Source organism: Pseudobacteroides cellulosolvens ATCC 35603 = DSM 2933, assembly GCF_001262605.1.
GTDB lineage: Bacteria > Bacillota > Clostridia > Acetivibrionales > DSM-2933 > Pseudobacteroides > Pseudobacteroides cellulosolvens.
Window position 1 is genome coordinate 4,252,884 of record NZ_LGTC01000001.1, and the last position, 22,345, is coordinate 4,275,228.

20 protein-coding genes are annotated in these 22,345 nt (G+C 37.3%); 2 read left to right on the forward strand and 18 right to left on the reverse strand.

What is annotated here, in order from left to right; genetic code table 11:
- Nucleotides 1-9 precede the first annotated feature (9 nt).
- The 8 genes from Bccel_RS17365 to Bccel_RS17400 form a co-directional block, all read right to left on the reverse strand.
- Nucleotides 10-2,586, reverse strand: a complete 2,577-nt coding sequence (locus Bccel_RS17365) for a glycoside hydrolase family 9 protein (protein WP_050753593.1) — start codon at nt 2,584-2,586, stop codon at nt 10-12.
- 43 nt (nt 2,587-2,629) lie between these two features.
- A complete protein-coding gene (locus tag Bccel_RS17370; protein ID WP_036938562.1) occupies nt 2,630-5,185 on the reverse strand; it encodes a glycoside hydrolase family 9 protein in 2,556 nt (851 codons plus the stop codon).
- A 70-nt stretch (nt 5,186-5,255) separates the two neighbouring features.
- Entirely contained in the window at nt 5,256-7,811 is a 2,556-nt protein-coding gene (locus Bccel_RS17375; protein WP_036938565.1) for a glycoside hydrolase family 9 protein, read from the reverse strand.
- Between the two features lie 37 nt (nt 7,812-7,848).
- Nucleotides 7,849-9,342: a glycoside hydrolase family 9 protein gene (locus tag Bccel_RS17380; RefSeq protein WP_050753594.1), complete on the reverse strand. Its 1,494-nt coding sequence runs from the start codon at nt 9,340-9,342 to the stop codon at nt 7,849-7,851.
- Nucleotides 9,261-10,412, reverse strand: a complete 1,152-nt coding sequence (locus tag Bccel_RS17385) for a cellulase N-terminal Ig-like domain-containing protein (RefSeq protein ID WP_050753595.1) — start codon at nt 10,410-10,412, stop codon at nt 9,261-9,263. The genes Bccel_RS17380 and Bccel_RS17385 overlap by 82 nt, the downstream gene beginning before the upstream one ends.
- A 59-nt stretch (nt 10,413-10,471) precedes the next feature.
- Complete coding sequence (locus Bccel_RS17390; protein ID WP_036938571.1) at nt 10,472-10,885, reverse strand: universal stress protein; 414 nt, start codon at nt 10,883-10,885, stop codon at nt 10,472-10,474.
- 9 nt (nt 10,886-10,894) lie between these two features.
- Complete coding sequence (locus Bccel_RS17395; protein ID WP_036938574.1) at nt 10,895-11,563, reverse strand: potassium channel family protein; 669 nt, start codon at nt 11,561-11,563, stop codon at nt 10,895-10,897.
- Nucleotides 11,564-11,567: 4 nt separating this feature from the next.
- Entirely contained in the window at nt 11,568-11,969 is a 402-nt protein-coding gene (locus tag Bccel_RS17400; RefSeq protein WP_036938577.1) for a potassium channel family protein, read from the reverse strand.
- 316 nt (nt 11,970-12,285) lie between these two features.
- Here Bccel_RS17400 and Bccel_RS17405 point away from each other — a divergent pair, with 316 nt between their 5' ends.
- Both Bccel_RS17405 and Bccel_RS17410 read left to right on the forward strand, forming a co-directional pair.
- Complete coding sequence (locus Bccel_RS17405) at nt 12,286-12,771, forward strand: cation:proton antiporter regulatory subunit (protein WP_036938580.1); 486 nt, start codon at nt 12,286-12,288, stop codon at nt 12,769-12,771.
- Nucleotides 12,772-12,849: 78 nt separating this feature from the next.
- Nucleotides 12,850-14,508, forward strand: a complete 1,659-nt coding sequence (locus tag Bccel_RS17410) for a cation:proton antiporter (protein WP_036938583.1) — start codon at nt 12,850-12,852, stop codon at nt 14,506-14,508.
- Here Bccel_RS17410 and Bccel_RS17415 read toward each other — a convergent pair whose 3' ends face one another.
- From Bccel_RS17415 to Bccel_RS17460, 10 genes are all read right to left on the reverse strand, one after another.
- Nucleotides 14,509-14,742 carry a hypothetical protein gene (locus tag Bccel_RS17415; protein WP_036938586.1) on the reverse strand — a complete coding sequence of 78 codons (234 nt, stop codon included), beginning with the start codon at nt 14,740-14,742 and terminating at the stop codon, nt 14,509-14,511. It abuts the gene before it with no gap.
- Nucleotides 14,743-14,758: 16 nt separating this feature from the next.
- Nucleotides 14,759-15,337 (reverse strand): DUF6115 domain-containing protein, encoded by a 579-nt coding sequence (locus Bccel_RS17420; protein WP_036938608.1) that lies wholly within the window; start codon nt 15,335-15,337, stop codon nt 14,759-14,761.
- Nucleotides 15,338-15,540: 203 nt separating this feature from the next.
- A complete protein-coding gene (locus Bccel_RS17425; RefSeq protein ID WP_050753596.1) occupies nt 15,541-15,813 on the reverse strand; it encodes a hypothetical protein in 273 nt (90 codons plus the stop codon).
- Nucleotides 15,814-15,824: 11 nt separating this feature from the next.
- Nucleotides 15,825-17,453, reverse strand: coding sequence for a DUF342 domain-containing protein (locus Bccel_RS17430; RefSeq protein ID WP_081926801.1), 1,629 nt, complete (start codon nt 17,451-17,453; stop codon nt 15,825-15,827).
- 57 nt (nt 17,454-17,510) lie between these two features.
- Nucleotides 17,511-18,281 (reverse strand): FliA/WhiG family RNA polymerase sigma factor, encoded by a 771-nt coding sequence (locus Bccel_RS17435; RefSeq protein WP_036938615.1) that lies wholly within the window; start codon nt 18,279-18,281, stop codon nt 17,511-17,513.
- Nucleotides 18,282-18,374: 93 nt separating this feature from the next.
- The gene (locus Bccel_RS17440; protein ID WP_050753597.1) at nt 18,375-18,659 is read right to left on the reverse strand and encodes an ECF transporter S component family protein; all 285 of its coding nucleotides are present in this window, start codon (nt 18,657-18,659) and stop codon (nt 18,375-18,377) included.
- A 21-nt stretch (nt 18,660-18,680) separates the two neighbouring features.
- Entirely contained in the window at nt 18,681-19,166 is a 486-nt protein-coding gene (locus tag Bccel_RS17445; protein WP_036938617.1) for a chemotaxis protein CheD, read from the reverse strand.
- Nucleotides 19,166-19,786, reverse strand: a complete 621-nt coding sequence (locus Bccel_RS17450; protein ID WP_036938620.1) for a chemotaxis protein CheC — start codon at nt 19,784-19,786, stop codon at nt 19,166-19,168. The genes Bccel_RS17445 and Bccel_RS17450 overlap by 1 nt, the downstream gene beginning before the upstream one ends.
- 17 nt (nt 19,787-19,803) lie before the next feature.
- Nucleotides 19,804-20,256 (reverse strand): chemotaxis protein CheW, encoded by a 453-nt coding sequence (locus tag Bccel_RS17455; protein WP_036938623.1) that lies wholly within the window; start codon nt 20,254-20,256, stop codon nt 19,804-19,806.
- Between the two features lie 17 nt (nt 20,257-20,273).
- Entirely contained in the window at nt 20,274-22,343 is a 2,070-nt protein-coding gene (locus Bccel_RS17460) for a chemotaxis protein CheA (RefSeq protein WP_036938626.1), read from the reverse strand.
- Nucleotides 22,344-22,345: the final 2 nt, after the last annotated feature.

Consider the following 22,345-nt stretch of genomic DNA (forward strand, 5'->3'; position numbering starts at 1 on the left):
CCCTCCCAATCAATAACAAATACTATACTTATGACTATAGGTGTAACCAAATTTGCCGGCAATTGCTATAGCATCCACCATATTAACAACACCATCTTTATTAACATCAGCCAGTGGATCATAATTTATACTGTCGTAGGTTGTGCCAAATGCTTTTGCGACCAAAACAACATCTGAAATATTAACAGTACCATCTTTATTGATATCTTCTAAAACAACTTCTGGAGTTGGTGTATTAGTGGGAGTACTTACTGGCTGCATGGGAATATCCTTGCCAAATGCATCCAGATAGTAGGTGACCCAAGCCAAAGATGCATTATAGGTTATATTCACATCATTTGTCTGCCATGCTTCAACATGATCTAGGTAGCTTTTCTGAGCTGGAGGAAATCCTTTAGGAATAAATCCTCCTTCGTAATAAACAAGATTTGTAGTTGAGTCCGGACCGCTTACAAGAAATCCTGGAGGAACAGATGGATAATTGTAGTCAATCTGAGGGCAGAAGAAGAGGTGATGGGGATACTTTACCGAATTCTCACCAAACCCGGTCACATACACCTTATATAAAGGATTACGCCCTATCAAATAGTCTATAGATTCCGTTAATGCATTTATATATTTAATATCCTTACTTATGTCATATGCGTAAGCCATAACAATTGCTTCATTAATAACATAGAAATTTGATGCATGTTGATAGCCTGTTACATCGCTTCTAACACCCAACTTATCTTCATAGGTCGATTCACGTAAAGGAATACCGTAACCTTCTCCATTAATAATACCTATAAAGTTATCAGCAGCCTTCTTTATACTTTCCTTTGCTTCAGGAAATTCAGATGATTTATGAAGTACTAATGTGAGCGTTCCCAATCCTCCAGTAGTGCAATAATCGAAGCACCCGCAACAATGATCAAATAATCCTGATAAACTATAAGGCATCATCTGGCTATCCTTATAACCCCTAAGATCTTTCAGATACTCGGATTCTCCTGTTGTTACATAGAGCTCACATGCAACCCAGTAAAATTCATCCTCAATGTAATTGTCTCCATACATTATACTCCCTGGCTCGTTTCCGTATGGTACAAATATGGCTGGGTTTGCTTTTGCAGCCTCATATGCTGTCTGTGATGCCATAAGACACCTTTGGGAAAATTCATGATCAATATCCTTCCAAATACGTGCTGCTTGTGCTGCACATGCAGCAAGGTTTAAGGTGGCAGCAGTTGAAGGCGGATAGTATATTCGTCTTTGTTCATCCTGATCAGGTCTTAAAGGGAGCATGTTCCACTTTTCACCAGCCAGCTTGTCTGCTGCCATACCTGCCCTTTCATAGCCTTCAGGAATCTGCATTTTCAGCATCCACTCCATTTCCCAGCGGCTTTCATCCAATAAGTCATTTATTCCGTTGGCACTTTCAGGTATATTCAACTTGCTGTCACCAAAAACATCGGACAAACCATTTGCTTTTGAGTGTTCATACTGGTTTTGCATTAACCACAATGCAAGGCCTCCATTTACAACATATTTGCTTTGATCCGCACCGTCATACCAACCTCCTGTACCATTAATTGATGATGGACCCGAATAGTTTCTTCCAGCAATAAGTGCTGCTTCATCATTAGGGTGTCCTGCCGGACGAGCCCATTTACTATCAACACAGTATGGCATTTTTATTTCAATTCCACTTCTTGCATGGTAAAAATATTTCAGTGCATCATATTTCATCTGTAAATACATATCAATCCCAATATCAAACGGAAAACTTTGGATATTGCCTATAGACAATTGGTAATCCTTGCCCGGTGTTGTAAAACTGGAAAAATCAATTATATGTACATTTTCACCTGATGCATGATCAGAGCCGAAGGGAATAGTCTTACCAACTGCAACCACATCACCTTCACTGTTTTTTAATTTCCATTCAGTCGGGCCAACAGACCCGCTAGATACTTTAAACGTTGCCCTTTTAACACTATTCGGGAAATATCCAAGCTGATTTACACGAATATCCCTATATGGTGTAGGTGTAGGGTTTGGAGTTGGTATAAAGTCCGGGTCATCAAGTGACATGGATATAAAACTTATTTTAACAGGCAGCGAACCTGCCAGCTCTCCACCTAGATGAAAAGCCCACTCAGCAATCTTATAATCTTTGTCTGCTGTAAACGTATCTTCTGCAGTAAGTATTTGCCCTGCTTTTAATGAATACGGTTCCCACTTGTTGTTCCATGCTTCACCATATGGCTCTCCCTGATCACCGATTTTTGTATAAATCCTGGTAGCCTTATCTGCAGTCACTGAGAATTTAACGGTATATGTATGCCCTTTTTTTATTGATATTTCTCTATGTCGTAACTGAACATCCCATTTGTTGGTCCCTTTTTGATCCATGTTCACTTCATATTTGCCATCCTTTACTTGTGCCCATGAGTTTTGTTCATTGCTTTCCGCTATGTGCCACGGCAAGCTTACGCCACCTTTAAAATCTGTGGTCTGAAGCATTTCTGCAGCACTGCACGTTATCCCTCCTGCCGTCAAAACCAGTAAGGATGTCCCTAATACAGCCAGTTTTTTCATCATTCTTAAGCCCCCTTAAACAACGTTAGTGTAAATAAAATTCATTCTACTTTAAACTATATGCGTATCCGAATTTTCTGGCAATTGCCACAACATCAACCATATTAATTGCACCATCTTGATTCAAATCAGCCAATGCATTATAATCCTTGCAGTCAGGAGTTGTTCCAAAAGCTATTGCAATTATCACAATATCCGAGATGTTAACAACTCCATCCTTATTGATGTCTTCTACAACAACTTCTAAAGTTGGTGTATTGACTGGCTGCATGGGAATTTGCCTGCCAAAGGCATCAAGATAGTTTGTAACCCATGCCAATGACGCATTCCAACTTATCATTACTTCATTTGTGCCCCAAGCCTCAACATGATCATGGTAATATTTCTGTGAAGGAGTTTTTGCCACATTAGTATTAGGAGAGCACCCACCTTGCATGTCATAATATGCACCTGAATTTGGACCTCCAACTAAAAATCCAGGAGGTGCTGAAGGATATATGATATCAATCTGTGGACAGAAAAACCTGTGATGTGGATATTTTACAGGATTTTCACCATAACCGGATACATACACTTGAAATAATGGATTACGTCCCATTAAATAGTCCATTGACTCAGTTAAACCATTGATATATTTTACATCCTCACTTAGATCATATGCATAAGCCATTACAAGTGCTTCATTAACTACATATGCATTTGAACCATATGGATACCCGGTAACCATTTCCCGCTGCCCCGCAAACTCATTAATATAACTTGTTTCGGCAAAAGGAATTCCGTAGCCCTCTTTATTTTGAATATTTATAAAGGTATCAGCAGCATTTTTTATGCCCTCTTTAACATTTGGAAATTCAGATAGTTTATGTAGGGCAAGGGTAAGAGTTCCCAACCCTCCTGTAGCACACCTATCAAAGCATCCCTGTATACCATTATATTCTCCGGTTAAAACAACAGGCATCTTCTCACTATCGTTATAAGCATTCAAATCGTTCAGGTATCCGGCTTCTCCAGTTGTTACATAAAGTTCACAAGCTGCCCAATAAAAGTCATCATCAACATAATTATCTCCATATGTATTACTTCCTGGTTCCTGTCCATAGGGTGCAAATATGGATGGGTTCTCTTTAGCTGCTTTATAAGCTAACTTGGATGCAGTAAGACATCTCTGTGAAAAATCAGAATCAATATCCTTCCATAATCTTGCTGCCTGTGCTGCACATGCAGCAAGATTTAGTGTAGCTGCTGTTGAAGGTGGATAGTAGATGCGTTTTTCAGTATCCTGATCAGGCCTTGTTCCTAGCCTAGTCCAATTTTCGCCTGCCAGCTTGTGTACTGCCATTCCTGACCTGTCAAACCCTTCAGGAATCTGCATTTTTAGCATCCATTCCATTTCCCAGCGAGTTTCATCCAATAAATCATTTGTGTTATTTCCACTTTCAGGTATGTTCAATTTACCATCGTCAAAGGCATTCTCAATTCCTTTTGCCTTTGAATATTCATACTGATTCTGCAATACCCACAATGCAAGACCTCCATTAACAACATACTTGCCATGATCTGCCGAGTCATACCACCCTCCTGTACCGTTAATAGTCTCAGGTCCGATGTAATTTCTTCCAGTAATAAGAGCAGCCTTATCATTTGGATGTCCTACAGGGCGAGCCCATTTGCTATTAGCACAGTATGGCATTTTTATTTCAATACCGCTTCTTGCATGATAAAAATATTTCAATGCATCATTTTTCATCTGTGAGTACATGTCAGTTCCGATATCAAACGGTAAACTCTCGGCATTACCTGATGATAGTATGTAACCTCTACCAGGTGTTGTAAAGTTTGAAAAATCAATTATATGTACATAATCACCCGATGCATGGTCAATGCCTAAGGGAATAGACTTACCCGATGCAACAACAATACCTTCAATGTTCTTTAAATTCCATACAGCCGTGTTAGCCCCAACAGGCACTTTGAACGTGGCTTTTTTAATGCTATTTGGAAAATAACCAAGCTGATTTACACGGATATCCCTAAATGGTGTCGGTGTTGGGTTTGGTGTAGGTACAAAATCCGGATCATCAAGCGACATAGATATAAAGCTAATATCCACAGGCAGTAGCCCTGTCAACTCTCCACCAAGGTGGAAAGCGTACTCAGCAAGCTCATAGTTTTTATCAGCTGTAAAAGTATCTTCTACATCAAGTATTTCTCCTGCTTTCAAGGAATACGGCTGCCACTTGTTGTTCCACACTTCACCATACGGGTCCCCCATATCACCTATTTTTGCATAAATCTTGGTAGCCTTATTTGAAGTAACTGAGAATTTTACAGTATATTTATGCCCTTCTTTTATTGATATTTCTCTATGTCTTAGCTGAACATCCCATTTGTTGGTTCCTTTTTGCTCCATATGAACGACATACTTGCCATCCTTTACCTCCTGCCACGAGTTTTGTTCATTACTTTCAGCTATCTTCCACGGCAGGATTACGCCACCTTTAAAATCTGTCGTCTGAAGCATCTCTGCAGCACTGCAAGTTACTCCTCCTGCTGCTAATGCCAGTAAGGATGTCCCAATTACAGCTAGTTTCTTTTTCATGTTCGAATCCCCCTCATAATCTAAATAGCCAACTTATTTATCTATAATATTTTCAGCAGTTACATTATCTTCATTCCAACTTATATATATATCCAAATTTTATAGCCACCTTTATAACATCTGCCATGTTTATTGCTCCGTCATTGTTCAAATCATATTTTGGGTTATACCTAATAATAATATTACCAAACTCTTTTGCAAGCAGCACAACATCTGCCATATTAACTACTCCATCCTGGTTAAAGTCCTCAGGAACCATTATTCCAGTATTGGTTGGTGTACATGCAGGCCTAACAGGAATCTCCTTGCCAAATGCATCCAAATAATAGGTCACCCAGGCAAATGGTGCATTGAAATTTATTTTAACTTCATTGGTATCCCATGCATCAATATCATCAGTGTAACAAGTCTGAACTGGAAGTACCTTCCCGATTAAAGGACCACGTCCATCTAAAAGCCAAATACTCTCAGAGCCCGAATATGGGCCTCCTACAAAGAATCCAGGTGGCACGGATGGATACTTTTTATCAACCTGGGGACAGAAGAAACGATGATGGGGGTATTTAACGGGATTTTCACCATATCCTGATACATAGGCCTTAATAAGTGGATTACGCCCCATCAAATAGTCCATAGACTCCGTTAAGCCATTAATATACTTTGTATCTTTGGTAAGGTCATATGCATATGCCATTACAAGTGCTTCATTAATAACATATGTATTTGAAGCATATGGGTATGCCTCTATAGTCTCTTGCTCACCCATAAACTCGATTGTACGTTTTGAAGAAAGAGGTATACCATAACCCTCTTTATTTTGTACTGCAATAAATGTATCAGCTGCATTTTTAAAATTGTCTATCACATTTGGAAACTCATCTTTCTTATGTAAGGCAAGTGTAAGAGTTCCTAATCCTCCTGCAGAACGACTATCAAAACATCCTGCAAATCCTTTATACTCACCTGATAGAACTTCAGGTATCTTAAGACTGTCCTTATATCCCTTCAAATCTGCCAGAAATTCTTCCTCTCCTGTTGTTACATAAAGCTCACACGCTGCCCAGTAAAATTCATCTTCAACATAGTTATCTCCATACGTAAAACTTCCCGATTCCTGTCCATAAGATGCAAATATAGAAGGGCTTGCCTTTGCGGCTTGATATGCTGTCTGTGATGCTATAAGACACCTTGTAGAAAATTCAGGGTCAATATTCTTCCAAATACGTGATGCTTGTGCCGCACAAGCTGCAAGGTTCAGTGTAGCTGCCGTTGAAGGAGGGTAGTATATCCTGTTTTCAGTATCCTGATCAGGTCTTTTAGGCATTAAAGTCCACTTTTCATCAGCCAGCTTGTGAGCAGCCATACCAGACCTGTCAAAGCCCGCCGGAATCTGCATTTTAAGCATCCACTCCATTTCCCAGCGAGTTTCATCCAGCAAATCATTTATATTATTACCGCTTTCAGGGATGTTCAATTTATTATCTTCAAAGATACTTTCAACTCCACTTTTCTTTGAGTGCTCATACTGATTCTGCAACATCCACAGTGCAAATCCACCATTAACAACATACTTTCCATGATCTCCGCCATCATACCACCCACCAGTACCGTTAATAGTCTCAGGTCCATTATAGCCTCTTCCAGTAACTAAAACCGCAACATCATCAGTGTGTCCTGCAGGACGAGCCCATTTACTGTCAACACAGTAAGGCATTTTTATCTCAGTACCGCTTCTGGCATGATAAAAATATTTTAGTGCATCATATTTCATCTGCGAGTACATATCAATACCAATATCAAATGGAAAGCTTGTTTCACTCCCTGCATAAAGCTGGTAGTCCTTACCGGGCGTATTATAGTCTGAGAAGTCAATTATATGAACTATTTCATCAGATGCCTCATCAAAACCAAAGGGTTTTGTAGTACCGGAAGCAACAACTGTACCGGAACTATTCTTCAATTGCCAATCAACCGATGAAGTCTGTGTACTTTTTACTTTTAATGTAGCTTTTTTTGCAGCATTTGGATAATAACCCAGCTGATTTACCCTTATGTTTCTAGCCGGTGTGGGAGCAGGTGTGGGTGTTGGCTCAAACTGGGGATCATCTAATGACATTGATATGAAGCTTATATCATAAGGTAATGCACCAGCTAACTCTCCTCCTAAATGAAAAGAAAACTCCGCATCATCATAATCCTTATCTGCAACAAATGTGTCTGTGACTGAAAGTATTTCATTTGCTTTAACTTTAAATGGCATCCATTTGTTGTTCCAAACCTCTCCATAAGGCTCTCCCTTATCACCGATTTTTGCATATATCATACAATCTTTGGTTGCCGACAAAGAAAACTTTACAGTATAAGTATGATCTTCTACTATTGATATTTCTTGATGCCTTATCTGCACATCCCATTTGTTGGTTCCTTTACTTTCCATATGCACTACATATTTACCATCCTTTATTCCCGACCAAGAGTTTTGTTCATTACTTTCCGAAATATGCCAAGGTAAGTTTACTCCGCTCTCAAAATTTGTTGTCTGTAGTATCTCGGCAGCACTGCAAGTCAATCCTCCTGCCAGTGAAGCAGTTAACAATGCACCAATTAATGTAAGTTTCTTTACCATTTCTTTAGCCTCCTATCAATTTAAAATATAAATAATTTTAAGACTCTAACTCATAAACACAACCAAATTTTAATGAAAGCCGCATAACATCCGCCATGTTAATTGCCCCATCATTATTCAAATCACAACATATATCAAATTTATCATCACCTAAGCAAAATCCAAATGCCTTGGCAATAATAAAAACATCTATCATGTTTACTACTCTGTCTTTGTTAATATCTTCAGCTATACCTGAACGGGTTGGGGTAGTAGTTATATATTTTGTTGGGGTAGGTCTTGGACCTACTCCACTAAAATCTAAATAAGATGTAACCCATGCAAGTGCAGCATTAAGACTTATGGATACCTGGTTTGTATGCCATGATTCAACATGATCAACATAGCATTTCTGAGCAGCAGGTCTGACATATCTCAAACCACCTCCAACAGACCAGGGAGCTATCATTCCTGAGTTTGGTCCGCTTGCAACAAATCCTGGAGGAACTGATGGATATGACGGGTCCATTTGCACGCAGAAGAACCTATGGTAAGGATTCTTCATGGGATTTTCGCCATAGCCGGAAACATAAACCTTCACCAATGGATTTCGTCCCATAAGATAATCCATTGTTTCACTCAAACCGTTAAAGTATTTGGTATTTTTACTCAAATCATAGGCATATGCCATAACAATTGCTTCATTCAGTATAAATCCATTTGACCCAAATGGATATCCCGTTATCTCCTCACTTTGTCCATCATATTCATTTATATAGGTTGACTCGGAAAGAGGTATGCCATAACCCTCCTTTGACTGAACCGACATAAATGTGTCTGCTGCTTTTTCAATACTAAGTACAGCTTCAGGAAATTCAACAGCTTTATGCAAAGCCAGTGTCAAAGTTCCCAACCCGCCTGTAGCACCCCAATCAAAACATCCTGCCATACCGTATGATTGGCCTGTCAATGTTACAGGCATTTTCAGGCTAGCTTTATAAGATTTCAAATCGTCAAGGTATTCTTCCTTATCAGTAGCAACATATAACTCACATGCAGCCCAATAAAACTCATCTTCAACATAGTTATCACCATAAGTTTCACTGCCAGGTTCCTGTCCATAAGGCGAAAGCACTGCAGGATTTTTTTTAGCAGCCATATATGCCGTTTCTGCTGCCGCAAGACATTTAGATGAAAATGCTGAGTCTACATCCTTCCATATGCGGGAAGCTTGTGCAGCACAAGCTGAAAGATTTAATGTTGCAGCAGTTGATGGAGGATAGTATATTCTCTTTTCCTTATCCTGATCGGGACGGGTTGGCAAATATGTCCAATTCTCGTCTGCCATCTTGTGTACTACCATTCCTGCTCGGTCAAAGCCTTCAGGAATCTGCATTTTCAGCATCCATTCCATTTCCCATCTGGATTCATCCATCAGGTCACTTTTCCCATTTCCACTTTCAGGTATATTTAATGTCCGATCACTGAAAACTGCATATCTTCCTTCTTTAACTGAATATTCATATTGGTTTTGGAGTATCCACAGTGCCAAGCCCCATGAACAACATACTTGCCATGATCTCCTGCATCATACCATCCACCTTTACCGTCTATGGTCTTCGGTCCATTATAGTTTCTGCCGGTAATGAATGCAGCTGTATCTTCAGTATGACCTGCTGCACGTGCCCATTCGCTTTCTACACAGTAAGGGATTTCAATATTTATACCACTTCTTGCATGATAAAAATATTTTAGTGCATCATATTTCATCTGGGAATACATGTCTGTTCCGATATCAAAGGGGAAACTTACAGCACTTCCTGCAATGAGCTGATAATCCTTTCCAGGTTTTGTGTAGTCAGAAAAATCTATTATTTGTAGTTCTTCACGTGCTGCATGATCAGGACCATAGAGATAGGCCTTACCATTAGCAACAATATTGCCCTTGTTATCCTTTAGCTGCCAATCTACAGCAGTAGCTCCCATATTAACCTTTACTGTAGCTTTTTTTGCGGCATATGGAAAATATCCCAACTGGTTAACTCTTATATTCATTAGCGGTATTGGATCAGTTGTCGGAGCTGGTATAAACTTCGAATCAACTAGTGACATGGAAATAAATCTTATTTCACATGGAAGTTGTCCAGCCATATCTCCGCCAAGGTAAAAAGCAAATTCGGCAGATTCAATACTCCTTTCCGGTATAAATGTTTGATTTACATTAAGAGTCTGTCCGGCACTAATTGAAAACGGCTCATTACCATTGTTCCATGCATCCAAAAAAGGCTCCTCGCAGTCGCCAATTCTGGCATAAACCTTACAAGCCTTATCCGCATTAATGGAAAACCTTACATTATATGTATTACCTGCAACAATTGAAATGTCTTTGTGGCTTAATTTAATATCCTCTTTGCTTGTCCCTTCTTGATCAATGTGGACAATAAGGCTGCCATATCTCACAAAAGAGTATGAATTCTGTTCATTACTTTCATAAAGTCGCCAAGGCAAACTGAATCTATCGTTAAAATCAGTTTTCTTCAGCAATTCGCCTGCACTGCACGTCATGGAAGCTGCTATTAAAACCAGCAGCATAATGAACAATAAAACGATTTTTTTCATCATACTTCTCCCCCTTAAATCTACAGTTTATCTATACACTTAAAAGCCTCTTTACAACTTTTCTATGTTTTTGAGTTAAAAAGCCAAACACTGCACTTTGCACGTTGGTATATGCTTGAGGCCATATTTGAAAAAATTCGAAGTTTTTGATTATCTTGAGCAATAGCTATAACATCAGCTTTAATATCCTCAGCTGTCATTAGTATAGAATCTTCTGCGGTACGGGAATAAATAATTGATGTATCGATATTCACCCCATGCCTTGCTGCTATTTCGTTTGCTGTAGCTATGGCATATCTGGCAGATTCTACTTTATCAGGTAATTCAGCATGAAGAGGCAGGCTTCTTGGAACTTCTATAACATATATAATAGTGATTTCCAGGTCGGTAACCCCTTGTATAGAGCAAATGAAATCAACAATGTCCTCACTTGGTTTTTTACCATCAATGGGTATAAGTATCTTTTTATACATCATTATTTGTACTTACACCTCCGGGTCGCCTAGTAATATTTTCCTTAAATTCTCCTGTTCCTTCTGTGTAGAAATTGCAATTACCATATCCTTTGGTTTTAGTACCGTATTGCCCTTTGCAAAGAGCACATTCCTTCCCCTTAAAACTAAAGCTATCACACACTCGTATGGCAATGTAATTTCGCTCAGGCTCTTATCGACTACCGGAGAATCCTCTTCCAGTTCTGCTTCTAAAAGAACCATTTCATTGTGGTCAAATGTCAATAATGTTGTCAGCTGCTGCTTTGCCACATACCTTTCAATTGCTTCTGCTATTGATGATGTACCGCTAATCGTTGTACCGACACCGAGCTCTGCAAATATTCTTTCATTTTTTGGATTTGATATTCTTGCAACTGCTTTTGGCACATTAAAATATTTCTTGCCAAGCTGACATATTACAAGGTTGTCTTCATCATCGCTTGTAGCAGCCACAATAACATCTGCACGGGAGCATCCAGCCTTTTCCAGACCATCAATAGAAGATCCTGATGCATACATAACACATTCTCCCAATTCGTACTTAAGTCTTTCTGCTTTATTAAAGTCCCAGTCTACCAATGTTACTTCATATTTTTTCTCAATAAGAGTCTTAGCTAGATAAAATCCTACCTTTCCGCCTCCAACTATTACAACATACATATCACTACACCTCCAAAAGTCCTATATAACTTGAACAGCTTACTTCTGTCGGGCAATAACATGTAAGCCCGATTTCTTCCTCGTAAAACTTCTTGCTTTTTGGATCAACAATTCTTACTACTACCTTGGGCAACTTATATAGAAACTTTGCTATCTGTCCAACCATTATATTTGTGTTATCCCCTTTTGCTACAGAAATCAGTGCATCTGCTTCCTTAATACCTGCACCAATGAGCACATCCTCATCAGTTCCTGATCCGACAATAATCCTTCCTCCAAAATTACTAAGAAGTTTATCAAACGCAAGAGGGTTGCGGTCAATAAGGCATACATCATTACCAGCATTAAATAATTCAATGGCCATTTTGCTTCCCACTCTTCCACATCCAACTATAATTATTTTCATTGCCAATACCTGCCTTTTCCAATTAATAATTTGTATTTAATCATATTTTTTGATAAAATTAATAATTAATATTAATAATAGTTTTTAGTCATTCCTTAACAAAGATTAATTTTTATATTTTATAGTTACTAATATTATTTTATACTTATAAGAAATTGCTGTAAAGCAAATATTACACAATTATTGTAATTATCGAACTTTTAATGTTGGGGAAGTTATGGTGTGCTCTGCACCACAATTTCTCACGACAACCAAAAAGGTTAACGAAATCGCAGGCGATATTGTTAAACTGCTACAAATTCAGGAGGAATCACTAATGTCCTTTTTCAGCGAAACCAACCTTCCGGGAATAGGAAAAAAAATCAACTGCATTACCCATTCAAAGGAAAAAGTATCCATAATTTTGCATCATGACGGAAAAAGAGAGCTCTATATCATGGATAAGAATAACGAGCCCCTTGCCGGTATTTCACTTCTAGATGAAGAAGCAAGAAGATTTGGTGCTTTTCTTTCGGGAGCGGTATTTAAACCGAAATCTTTAGAATACCTGGAAAATGCTATGGAAAATATAAAGATTGATTGGTTCAAGCTGGGAGATGACTCCCCAGTGATAGGTAAAAGGATTGGCAGCCTTGGTTTAAGGAAAAAAACCCAGGTTTCCATAATAGCAATTATAAAGGATGGCAGTTATATTACAAACCCCAGTTCCGATTACATTTTTGAAATAGGAGATACCTGTGTAGTAATAGGCAACCCTAAAAATTTTCACAGTCTTTTGAAAATAATAAGGCAAACTGTATAAAAAGTAATCAAATTGATAATATCAGCCAAAATGATAGGTGTTGAAGAAAAATTTCTATAATCATTAATAAGGAGACTTATGGAACACGATATTCTTTTTGATCTTGGTATAATATTATTTCTTGGATTTTTTGCAGCAATAGCCATGAAAAAGCTGGGCCAATCAGTCATCGCAGGATATATGGCAGTAGGATTAATCATCGGCCCAAAGGCACTTGGCCTCATTAAAAACACAGAACTATTATCCACCCTGTCAGAGCTAGGAATTGTACTATTAATGTTCTTTCTGGGTCTTGAGTTTTCAATAAATAAATTTAAAAAAATAAAAAATTCTGTATTTTTCATAGGTACTTATGAAGTTATATTAAACCTGATTGTAGGCTTTATAATTGGTACAGTGCTGGGATTTGCTTTTAAAGAAAGGCTTTTTCTGACATGTATCATAGCCTTAAGCAGCAGCGGCGTTGTAGCCAAGCTTCTGTTTGATATGAAAAGAACTGCTTCTAAAGAATCGGAAATTCTTATGGGAGTAATGGTTTATGAAGACTTTTTTGCGATACTGATACTTGGTATATTATCCAGCTTTACAGCCGCCGATAAGGCCCAAATTCCCATAACCGAAATATCTGTATCTATGCTTAAAGCTTTGGGCTTTTATGCATTTTTTATTATAATAGGAATTCTTTTTATAAACAAGATTATTGATATATTGACAAGGATAGACTCTCAGGAGCTTTTTACAGCACTTATGATTGGACTCATTTTGCTTACAAGCTCTCTGGCTTTGCATATGGGCCTTGCTTCAGCAGCAGGAGCCTTCCTTCTGGGTATGCTGATAGTCAGCTATGATGTTGAGGAAAGACTTCATCGAACTGTATCCGCTTTTAAAGACATATTTATAATTATATTTTTTATATCTTTCGGTACATTCCTGGATTTTCGCCAAATTCCCGGAACACTTCCTCTCATTCTTATAATTGTACCGTTATCCATTTTATCTGAAATAGCCATATCCTCATCAGGTGCTTTCTTTAGCGGTTTTTCAGCTTCGAGTGCACTATCCATAGGTTCAAGCATGATAGCAAGGGGTGAGTATTCCATGATCTATGCTTACCTTGGGTTTAGTACAGGTGCCATCTCAGAAAGTTTATATCAATTTACAGGGGTCTATGTATTTACAATGACACTTATAGCACCTATTCTAATGAAACATTCAGCAAAAACAAAAGCCATTATCTCATTTGCAATGCCTGAATTTATAAAATACAGTACCAAACTGGTATCCACAACATTAAAGCCTATGCTTCTCCCGGAGGAATCAGGCATAACATATGAAAAAACATACAGGTTTTTAACCCACTTTACCATATATCTTGCACTGGTATTCGCTTCAATAGTATCTTCCGTAATGTTTAAAGGACTTTTAATAATACCATTGGCACTTATACTTTTGGAAATGATATTGATATATAGAATGAGAATCTTTCTCTCCGCTAAAATAAAAAAGATAGAAGAACAAATCAACTATCACGACATTCATCAAGGTCCTTATAACCTTGATTACATTATAAAATTTATTTCAAACCTATTTACTGCATTCCTTGCAATTATAGCACTAGGCACAGCACTTTGGAGTTTTGGATATACAATACTTATAGTACTTCTTGTTCTTTTTATTATCTACCTTTTATCTGTAAGTATCTATATCTATAGTAAATCAAATAAAATCATGAAGTGATTATTCCTTATCTCCTTCTTTTAAATCATAACCTGGCAAAACTTTTTTGATTTCAGGTATACTCGAGGATTTTACCATACCCAGTTTTGCAGCCCGGCTTATTATCTCCTCATTAGTTATCGTATTCTTTGTGTCATTTCCTGCCAAATATATTATACTGATAAGTGAAGTAATAATAATGCCTATTCCAATTCCAAGAACTATACTCTTTATATTAAAATTAAAGTTAATCATTATATCCTCCATTACTTCACACTTTAATAACCACATTATCTGAATTCATACCTAATATCAACTGAATTTCACCCTTTCCGATGTTGAGCGTTTTAGCTATTTCCGTTTCACCCATACCGCTTTGTGAAAGCTTTATCACTTCTTTGTATCTGCTGTTTGCAACAATTCCTCTGGATTTAGGCTTGGTATTTTTTAAACTATTAAACTCTTCTGTAAAGTTTTTAAGCTGTATTGCCTGGATACCCATAACTTCGCGATTGCTTCCTTCGGTCCTGTTCTCTGCAGCATCTTTTATTGCCTTACTCTTTTGAGTTGGCAATGATTTTAGTTCTTTTATTTTTTCATCAACCGATAAAAGAATGCCCTGTATTTCATTAGTTTTGGAATCAAGATTATCATATATGTACCCTGAAATACGGTTAAGTTCATCAATCATTTCTTCCGCATCTTTCATCACGCTTAATAATGCAGCCTTCATATTTTCCACATTTTTGGTATAATCATATGCTTTTTTCCTATCATATAATATCCAGACAAATGCTAAAATAACTAGTAAAATGCCAATAAAAATGACACTAATGTAAAACTGAATCATTATAAATCCCCCTGTCAAATACAAAATCATGAAATAATTTTGCAACATTAATCGTTGTCGTGAGAAATTGTGGTGTAGAATACACCATAATTTCCTAGACATACAAAATCATGAAATGATTTTGCAACATTAATCCCCTAGACATTAATAAAGCAAAAATTGGTTCTGCCGAATACAAAACTTCAGTAGAACCATTTATAACCTTATATCAATAATACTATCCTTATCATTTTTTCTCTATTTTTTTTGCTTTCCTTTTTATTTTTCTTTTCCCTATCCTTGTTATCCTTTATTTCAGGGCCTGAAGTTCTTCCCTGAGAATGGACTGTCTTAACTTCATTTTCTGATTTGTGCTGCAATCTGTCAGCATTATTCTGATTCATACCCAAATTTTTTTGATGATCATCATTTACTGCTTTTGACACCTCTGCAGTTTTGGGTATCATAACCTGAAAGTCAATAGGTTTTATAGACATACAACCACTCCTTATCTATCATAAGGACAAATCCTTATATCTGCTCCATCCCTGTATAATGTGCAATACTGAAGATTCTCCTTAACATACATCAGACAGGATCCTATTGCTACTTTGGTTCCGCTGTAAATTGTGGCCGAAGCTTTTATCTTACCTTGTGACTCTTGCTGTAATATCTCTTCTATTTGGGCAATCTCAACTTTTATCTCCTCAATCCTGTTTGAATAATAAACTTTTGTTCTAACGCTTTTTGCCATCATTTCCTGTTTTTCAGGAGTTAAACCTCCGGCACCCTCAATTTTCTTTAATATCGTAATAGCTTGTTCAGCCTTTTTTATATCGCTTTCCATGGCGATGCTCTCATCTTTCAACATCTTATAACGTTCCCGCAAAGTCGGATCTGTTCCAACCTCAAGTTCTGTTACAGTAGCCATAGTAGAGCCTATAACCTTTGCAGCTATAAGCTTGCCGACTTTGGCAACACCACCTACAAGAAGACCTTTCTTACCTGATAGCTCCAGTTTTTGCCCGCATTTTATGTTGCTGTGCATTATCGCTTCAGCTTTAATTTCATTCTTTGCCTCAACAGTACTATGTTCAATATACTTGGCTATTATATCTCCACCGCTTTTTAAATAGCCCTTTCCCATTCCCTGCATACCTCTTCTTAAAATAATATCTCCGCCGGCTTTTATGGATGCACCTTCAACAACACCCCATACCTCTACATTACCGCCAGCGTCAATAGAAAATCCTGAAAGTACATTTCCCCTTACAATAACATTTCCAATAAAGTTTATGTTCCCTGTTGTTGTATCAACATCAGCATGAACTTCGTATATGGAAAAAACATTAACTTTCCCATCAATATAGCAAACCTGTCCATCAATACCGGCACATAAAGATTTTCCATCCTGAGATACTTCAACATTTCTGCCCTTAGGCAATGTCGCAGGCTTACCGTTTAGAGCCGGCAAATCATACCCCATAACGGTCTTCCCTGCCTTGCCTTGTACCGGAGGTAAAATAGAACACAAAACCTTTCCTTTCTCAACGCTCTCTATAAGGTTAAGCTCCCTGTAATCAACCCTTCCATCCTCCATTATGACCGGTTTCCTATCACTGCTGATGTCAAAATAAAATTCTATCATACCATTCTGTCCATTGACGGCTTCAACTCCACGGGCAATAAGAATCTGCTCATTAAATACAGGATACTTTATAATATTTTCTAATGATTCACTGCTCACTCCAAAAACAACACCATTTTGCCTCAAAATTTCGATGACCTCTCCTGCATTTAACATCCTGCCTCCTTCAGGTGGATTAAAGGTGATAAATGCCTTCATTTTATCAGGTGACACAACTACTGAAGCAGTAGCATCAACCTTTACCTCAACCTGACTCTCAGCAATTTTAACAGGTGCTCTGTCTGCTTTTAAAATCGCTAATTCTATAGTTCCTCTTGAATAATTTTTAACCTGCTTTCTGTTTAATTTCTCCAGCACTTCCCAGGTTTCCACCTTTTTGCCTTTTCCAACAGGTGGATTAACAACAATATAAACACCGTCTTCATTATATTTTAATTCAAAGAATCCATCATTTAATTTGGAACTATTTTGCATTTTTAAATCGTTCATCAGCCAGCTCACCCTCCTTATGAACAAAATTACTTGCAATTTTGTCAACCCTGATCGTTAGTCTTTTAATATTGATCTGTGCCGAGCTAATTTCCCTCTTAGCCTTAATATGGCTTTTGTATGTAGCTGTGATATTCTTGACTCCGATACCTTCATAATGGAACTTATTTCCTTGAGGGTCAATTCATCAAAGTAGTATAATGATATTACATTTTTCTCCTTTTCCGGCAGTTTACTTATGGCGTCACTTAATATTTCTTTCAACTCATTGATTTCTATATAAGTCTCAGGTTTATCCTCTGTTCTCGAATATGGGTGATCAACACCTATTTCATAGTTCTGCTCAAGAAAATCCTCCAGTGATACCATTGAAGAAACACTGACATCATTCAACAGCTTATAGAACTCATCCATAGAAATTCCAAGCTTTTCTGCTACTTCTTTATCAGTAGCCGAATGGCCTAACTGATTTTCTATTTCAAAATAGACCCTTTCAAGTTCTTTGTTCTTTTGCCTCAAAGACCTAGGTACCCAATCCATCTCGCGAATGCTGTCTATTATTGAACCCCTTATCCTTAGAGATGCATATGTCTCAAATTTGACACCTTTATTAACATCAAATTTCTCGATTGCATCAATAAGTCCGAAAACGCCAAAACCCATTAGATCGTCATATTCCACATTTGATCCGAAGTATATGCTTAATCTTCCTGCAACGTATTTTATAAGGTGGGCATATTCAATAATGAGCTTCTCCCTAATAACAGGGTCTTTTCTTTCACTGTACTGCTTCCATAAATCAATTTGTTTAACATTTGCAGATAACATCAAAATCCCCCATTACTAATAAATTTAGGACTAATAAAACTAGTATAAAAAATAATTCTTCTCATCAACTCTGAAATCAATATTATGTGCACTTTAATCCGATGCTTCCTGCTCTTCATTGTCATCCGACTCAACTTCTTCATTATTTACTTCTTCATTATTTGCTTTTTCCATCTCCTCCTTTCTTTTCTCAAGCTCTTCATGAATGCTATATAGAACACTTCTAGCAGATGCTCCGATTATGTAAAAGATCACTAAAGCGATTGTCATTTTAATACATGTCTGCTTCAGATCATCTTTACCGGTATAACTTATAGTGCCTATAACTATAGCCATAACTGCACTAATTATAAACGGAAATCTTTGGACATAATCCATTGGGATTCCTCTCAATCAAATCTAAATATAATTTATACCAAACCCCACAGTCTTGATAAGCAATTTGCCGTCATCGGAATATAATTCTATAGTCCGCCCATGATTTCCACCAACATCTTCTGAAACGATGGGTATTCCTAATTGTGCCAGAACATTCCTTGATGCTTCTATATTTCTAAGACCTATACGAATATTATCGCTTGAATCAGTGAAATTAAACATCTGTGCTCCCCCAGCAAGCTTGGCTTTTATTATTCTCCTATTTGCTCCCAGCTTAACCATCTCCTCGACAAGCTTAACAATAGCCGTATCAGCAAATTTAGCCTCATTAACTGCAGCTTTTGCAATCTTGCTGGTCGGCAGCATAATATGTGCCAAACCAATTATTCTCGTTGAAGGTTCATATAAAGCTATGCCTACGCATGAACCCAAACCAAGTGTCACCAGGATACTAGGATGACTGGTTGCTTTATAATCTGCCATGCCTACCTTTATATTTTCATGCATCAGATTATTACTCCTAAGGTCTTTAATAGTGTTTCATATGAACCTAAATCGGGTATCAGGAAAAAATCCCCTATTACCTTGTTGTCTCCTTCATTAAACTCTGATGCAATATAAAGCACAGTTTCACCAAGCATACCGAATTCAATAGCTGGAACGCTAAGTATTGCACCTGCCATATCTATTGCAACATTAGGAACACTACATAAAATTTTAAGATTTGTCAGCATTGACAAAGCAGCAACATACGATCCTGTCATTATATTGCCTAATTCTTTTATTGCCGACATCTCAAGTTCATCAAACTCCTCACTGGTACTTTCTTTAAACCCAAAAAGCATATTCACCAATAAACGTGCAGATTTCTTATCAAGCATAAAAAGAATGTGTCCTGTAATATCACCTGTCATACCCAGTAGTATTCCCACTACAGGCTCCTCAGGAGCATTTAACATGTCTGGAATCTCATTAAATTCAAGAATTTTAACCTTCGGAACCGACATATCTATTTTTCTGTTAACCATCTTAGCAAGGGCAGAAACTGCATTGCCAGCTCCAATATTCCCTACTTCACGGAGCACATCCAACTGAAGGTTGTTTAATTCATTAAAATTAATTGTCATATTTTTACTCCTCAAACCTATTCCTTAACAGAAATGTTAACAAGCTTTTCTATGTTTAAAAGAGTTATAACCCTGTTATCAACCTTGCCTGCTCCAAGCACATTCTCCATTAACCCTTCTTTAGCAAGACTTGTTGTACTTTCAATCTGCTCCTCATTGATATAAATAACTTCTTTCACTTCATCCACAATTATTCCCATCTGAACATCTTCAAATTTTACAATTATTATTCTAGTTTCTTCAGTTTCCTCAATTTGAGGGAGTCCAAACCTCTCTTTTAAATCCATTATAGGAACTATATCACCCCTTAGGTTGATAACTCCCTTTATAAATTTTGGAGTCTTTGGAACTCTTGTAATAGGAATCATCTTTTCAATTGTATTAACTATCTGTATATCAAGGCCGTATTCTTCATCTGAGAGTACAAACACAACAAATTGTATGGTATTTAATGCAACAGTTTCAGTCATTTATGACACTCCTTTCACTATACTGCAAGAGAATTTACATCCAATATCAGTGCAACGTTTCCATCTCCAAGTATGGTTGCTCCGGCTATGGTCTTAATTCCCGCCAGAAGCTTTCCTAATGATTTGATAACAATTTCATGCTGTCCGATAAGATTGTCTACAAGAAATCCCGAAAGCTTTTCACCTTTTTTAACAACAACTACTGTCAAAAGCTTGTTTTGCTTATCGCTTGGTGGAACATCGAGACAATTTCCAATCCTGATTATCGGAACAATGGTGTTTCTTAATAGAATTATTTCCTGCTTCTGAACCTGCTTAATATCTTCAGGCTTAACCTTTATGATTTCTCTTATTGTATTTAATGGAAGTGCATATTTTTCAGTATTTATTTGTACAAGTAGAGCCTGTATTATTGCCAAAGTCAAAGGAAGTCTTATAATAAACTTACTACCCTTTCCTGCTTCTGTATCAACCTCTACCATACCACCTAATGTTTCAATTTTGGTCTTGACCACATCAAGTCCTACCCCTCGGCCTGATAAATCAGTTATGGCCTCAGCAGTACTAAAGCTTGGTTTAAACAGAAAATCAATAATGTCTTTTCTTGAAAGGTTCTTTGCAGCATCCTTATTTACAAATCCTCTATCTATAGCCTTCTTCTTTACTTTTTCCAGATCTATTCCTTTTCCGTCATCCTCAACCTCAATAACAACATTGTTTCCATCCTGATATGCTCTTAAGTTAATCTGTCCTGCATCCGGCTTTCCTAATTCTCTTCTTTTATCAAGGGACTCTATTCCATGGTCCGCTGAATTTCTCAGTAAATGTATAAGAGGATCTCCAATTTCATCTATTACAGTTCTATCAAGCTCAGTATCTTCACCTGACATATTAAGAACAATCTCCTTGTTTATACTCCTTGAAATATCCCTTAACATTCTTGGGAATCTGTTAAATACAGTTTCAATAGGAACCATCCTTACTTTCATAACTGCGTCATGTAGGTTTGTTGTAACTCTTTCAAAATATTCAATTACCTCATTATAATTCTGATTTCTTTCTATTTCGTCCAAACCTTCAAGTCTAGTTTTTATTATGATAAGCTCACTTACGAGATTCATTAGAACATCCAGTCTGTCAATATCAACTCTTACTGTTTTTCCTGTCTTGATATTGTTTTTCGAAGCTTGCGACTTCTGGTGCTCTGATTCTTCACTATCATCATGATGACTTGTTGCATCTTCATGAACCTCAGCAGAGCTTTCCTGTGGTTCACTCAACACTTCATTAACAATCTCTTCAGTCCCGTTTGAATGAATAGTTGTAATTTTGACATCATCAACTTCTGATATGGATGTCAATTCCTTATGGAATGTTTCAGCATCCCTTTTACTAATAACAACAACCGTAAATTCAAAGTCAAATTTTTCATCCTCTATATCCTCAACTCTAGGTTCCGATTTTATTATTTCTGCATGACGTTCTAAAGTTTGGAATATTATAAATGCCCTTGCTGACTTCAAAACACAACCCTTATTTAATACAACAGTAATTTTGAAGACATTCATATTTATGTCAACTGCTTTATTGATGAGGTTCTGCTCATACTGATTCATTTTGAAGTTAGAAGTTACATGTTCAACACTAGCCTCTGCATTACCTGTTTTTAATACATTATCAACCTTTGCTGCATCTTTGCCATCCTTTTTGTTTAATATGCCATCCAAACCCCTAATTATTTCTGAATATTCTTCACTTCCCTCTGATCCTTTTGTCACTACCTCATTCACATAATTCTCCAATGCATCAAGGCACCTGAACAATAAGTCTACCAGATTGGTATTAACTTTTACTTCATTATTACGAAGTGCATGAAGAACATTTTCCATATCATGGGTTAACTTAGCCATTTTGCTAAATCCCATAGTTCCGGCCATACCTTTAAGCGTATGTGCTACCCTGAATATTTCGTTCAAAATTGGTACATCTTGAGGATTCTTTTCAAGCTGGAGCAAGCTTTGGTTCAATCCCTGCAAATGCTCTTTGGATTCCTCAATAAATATTTCCAGATATTGGCTCATATCCATTT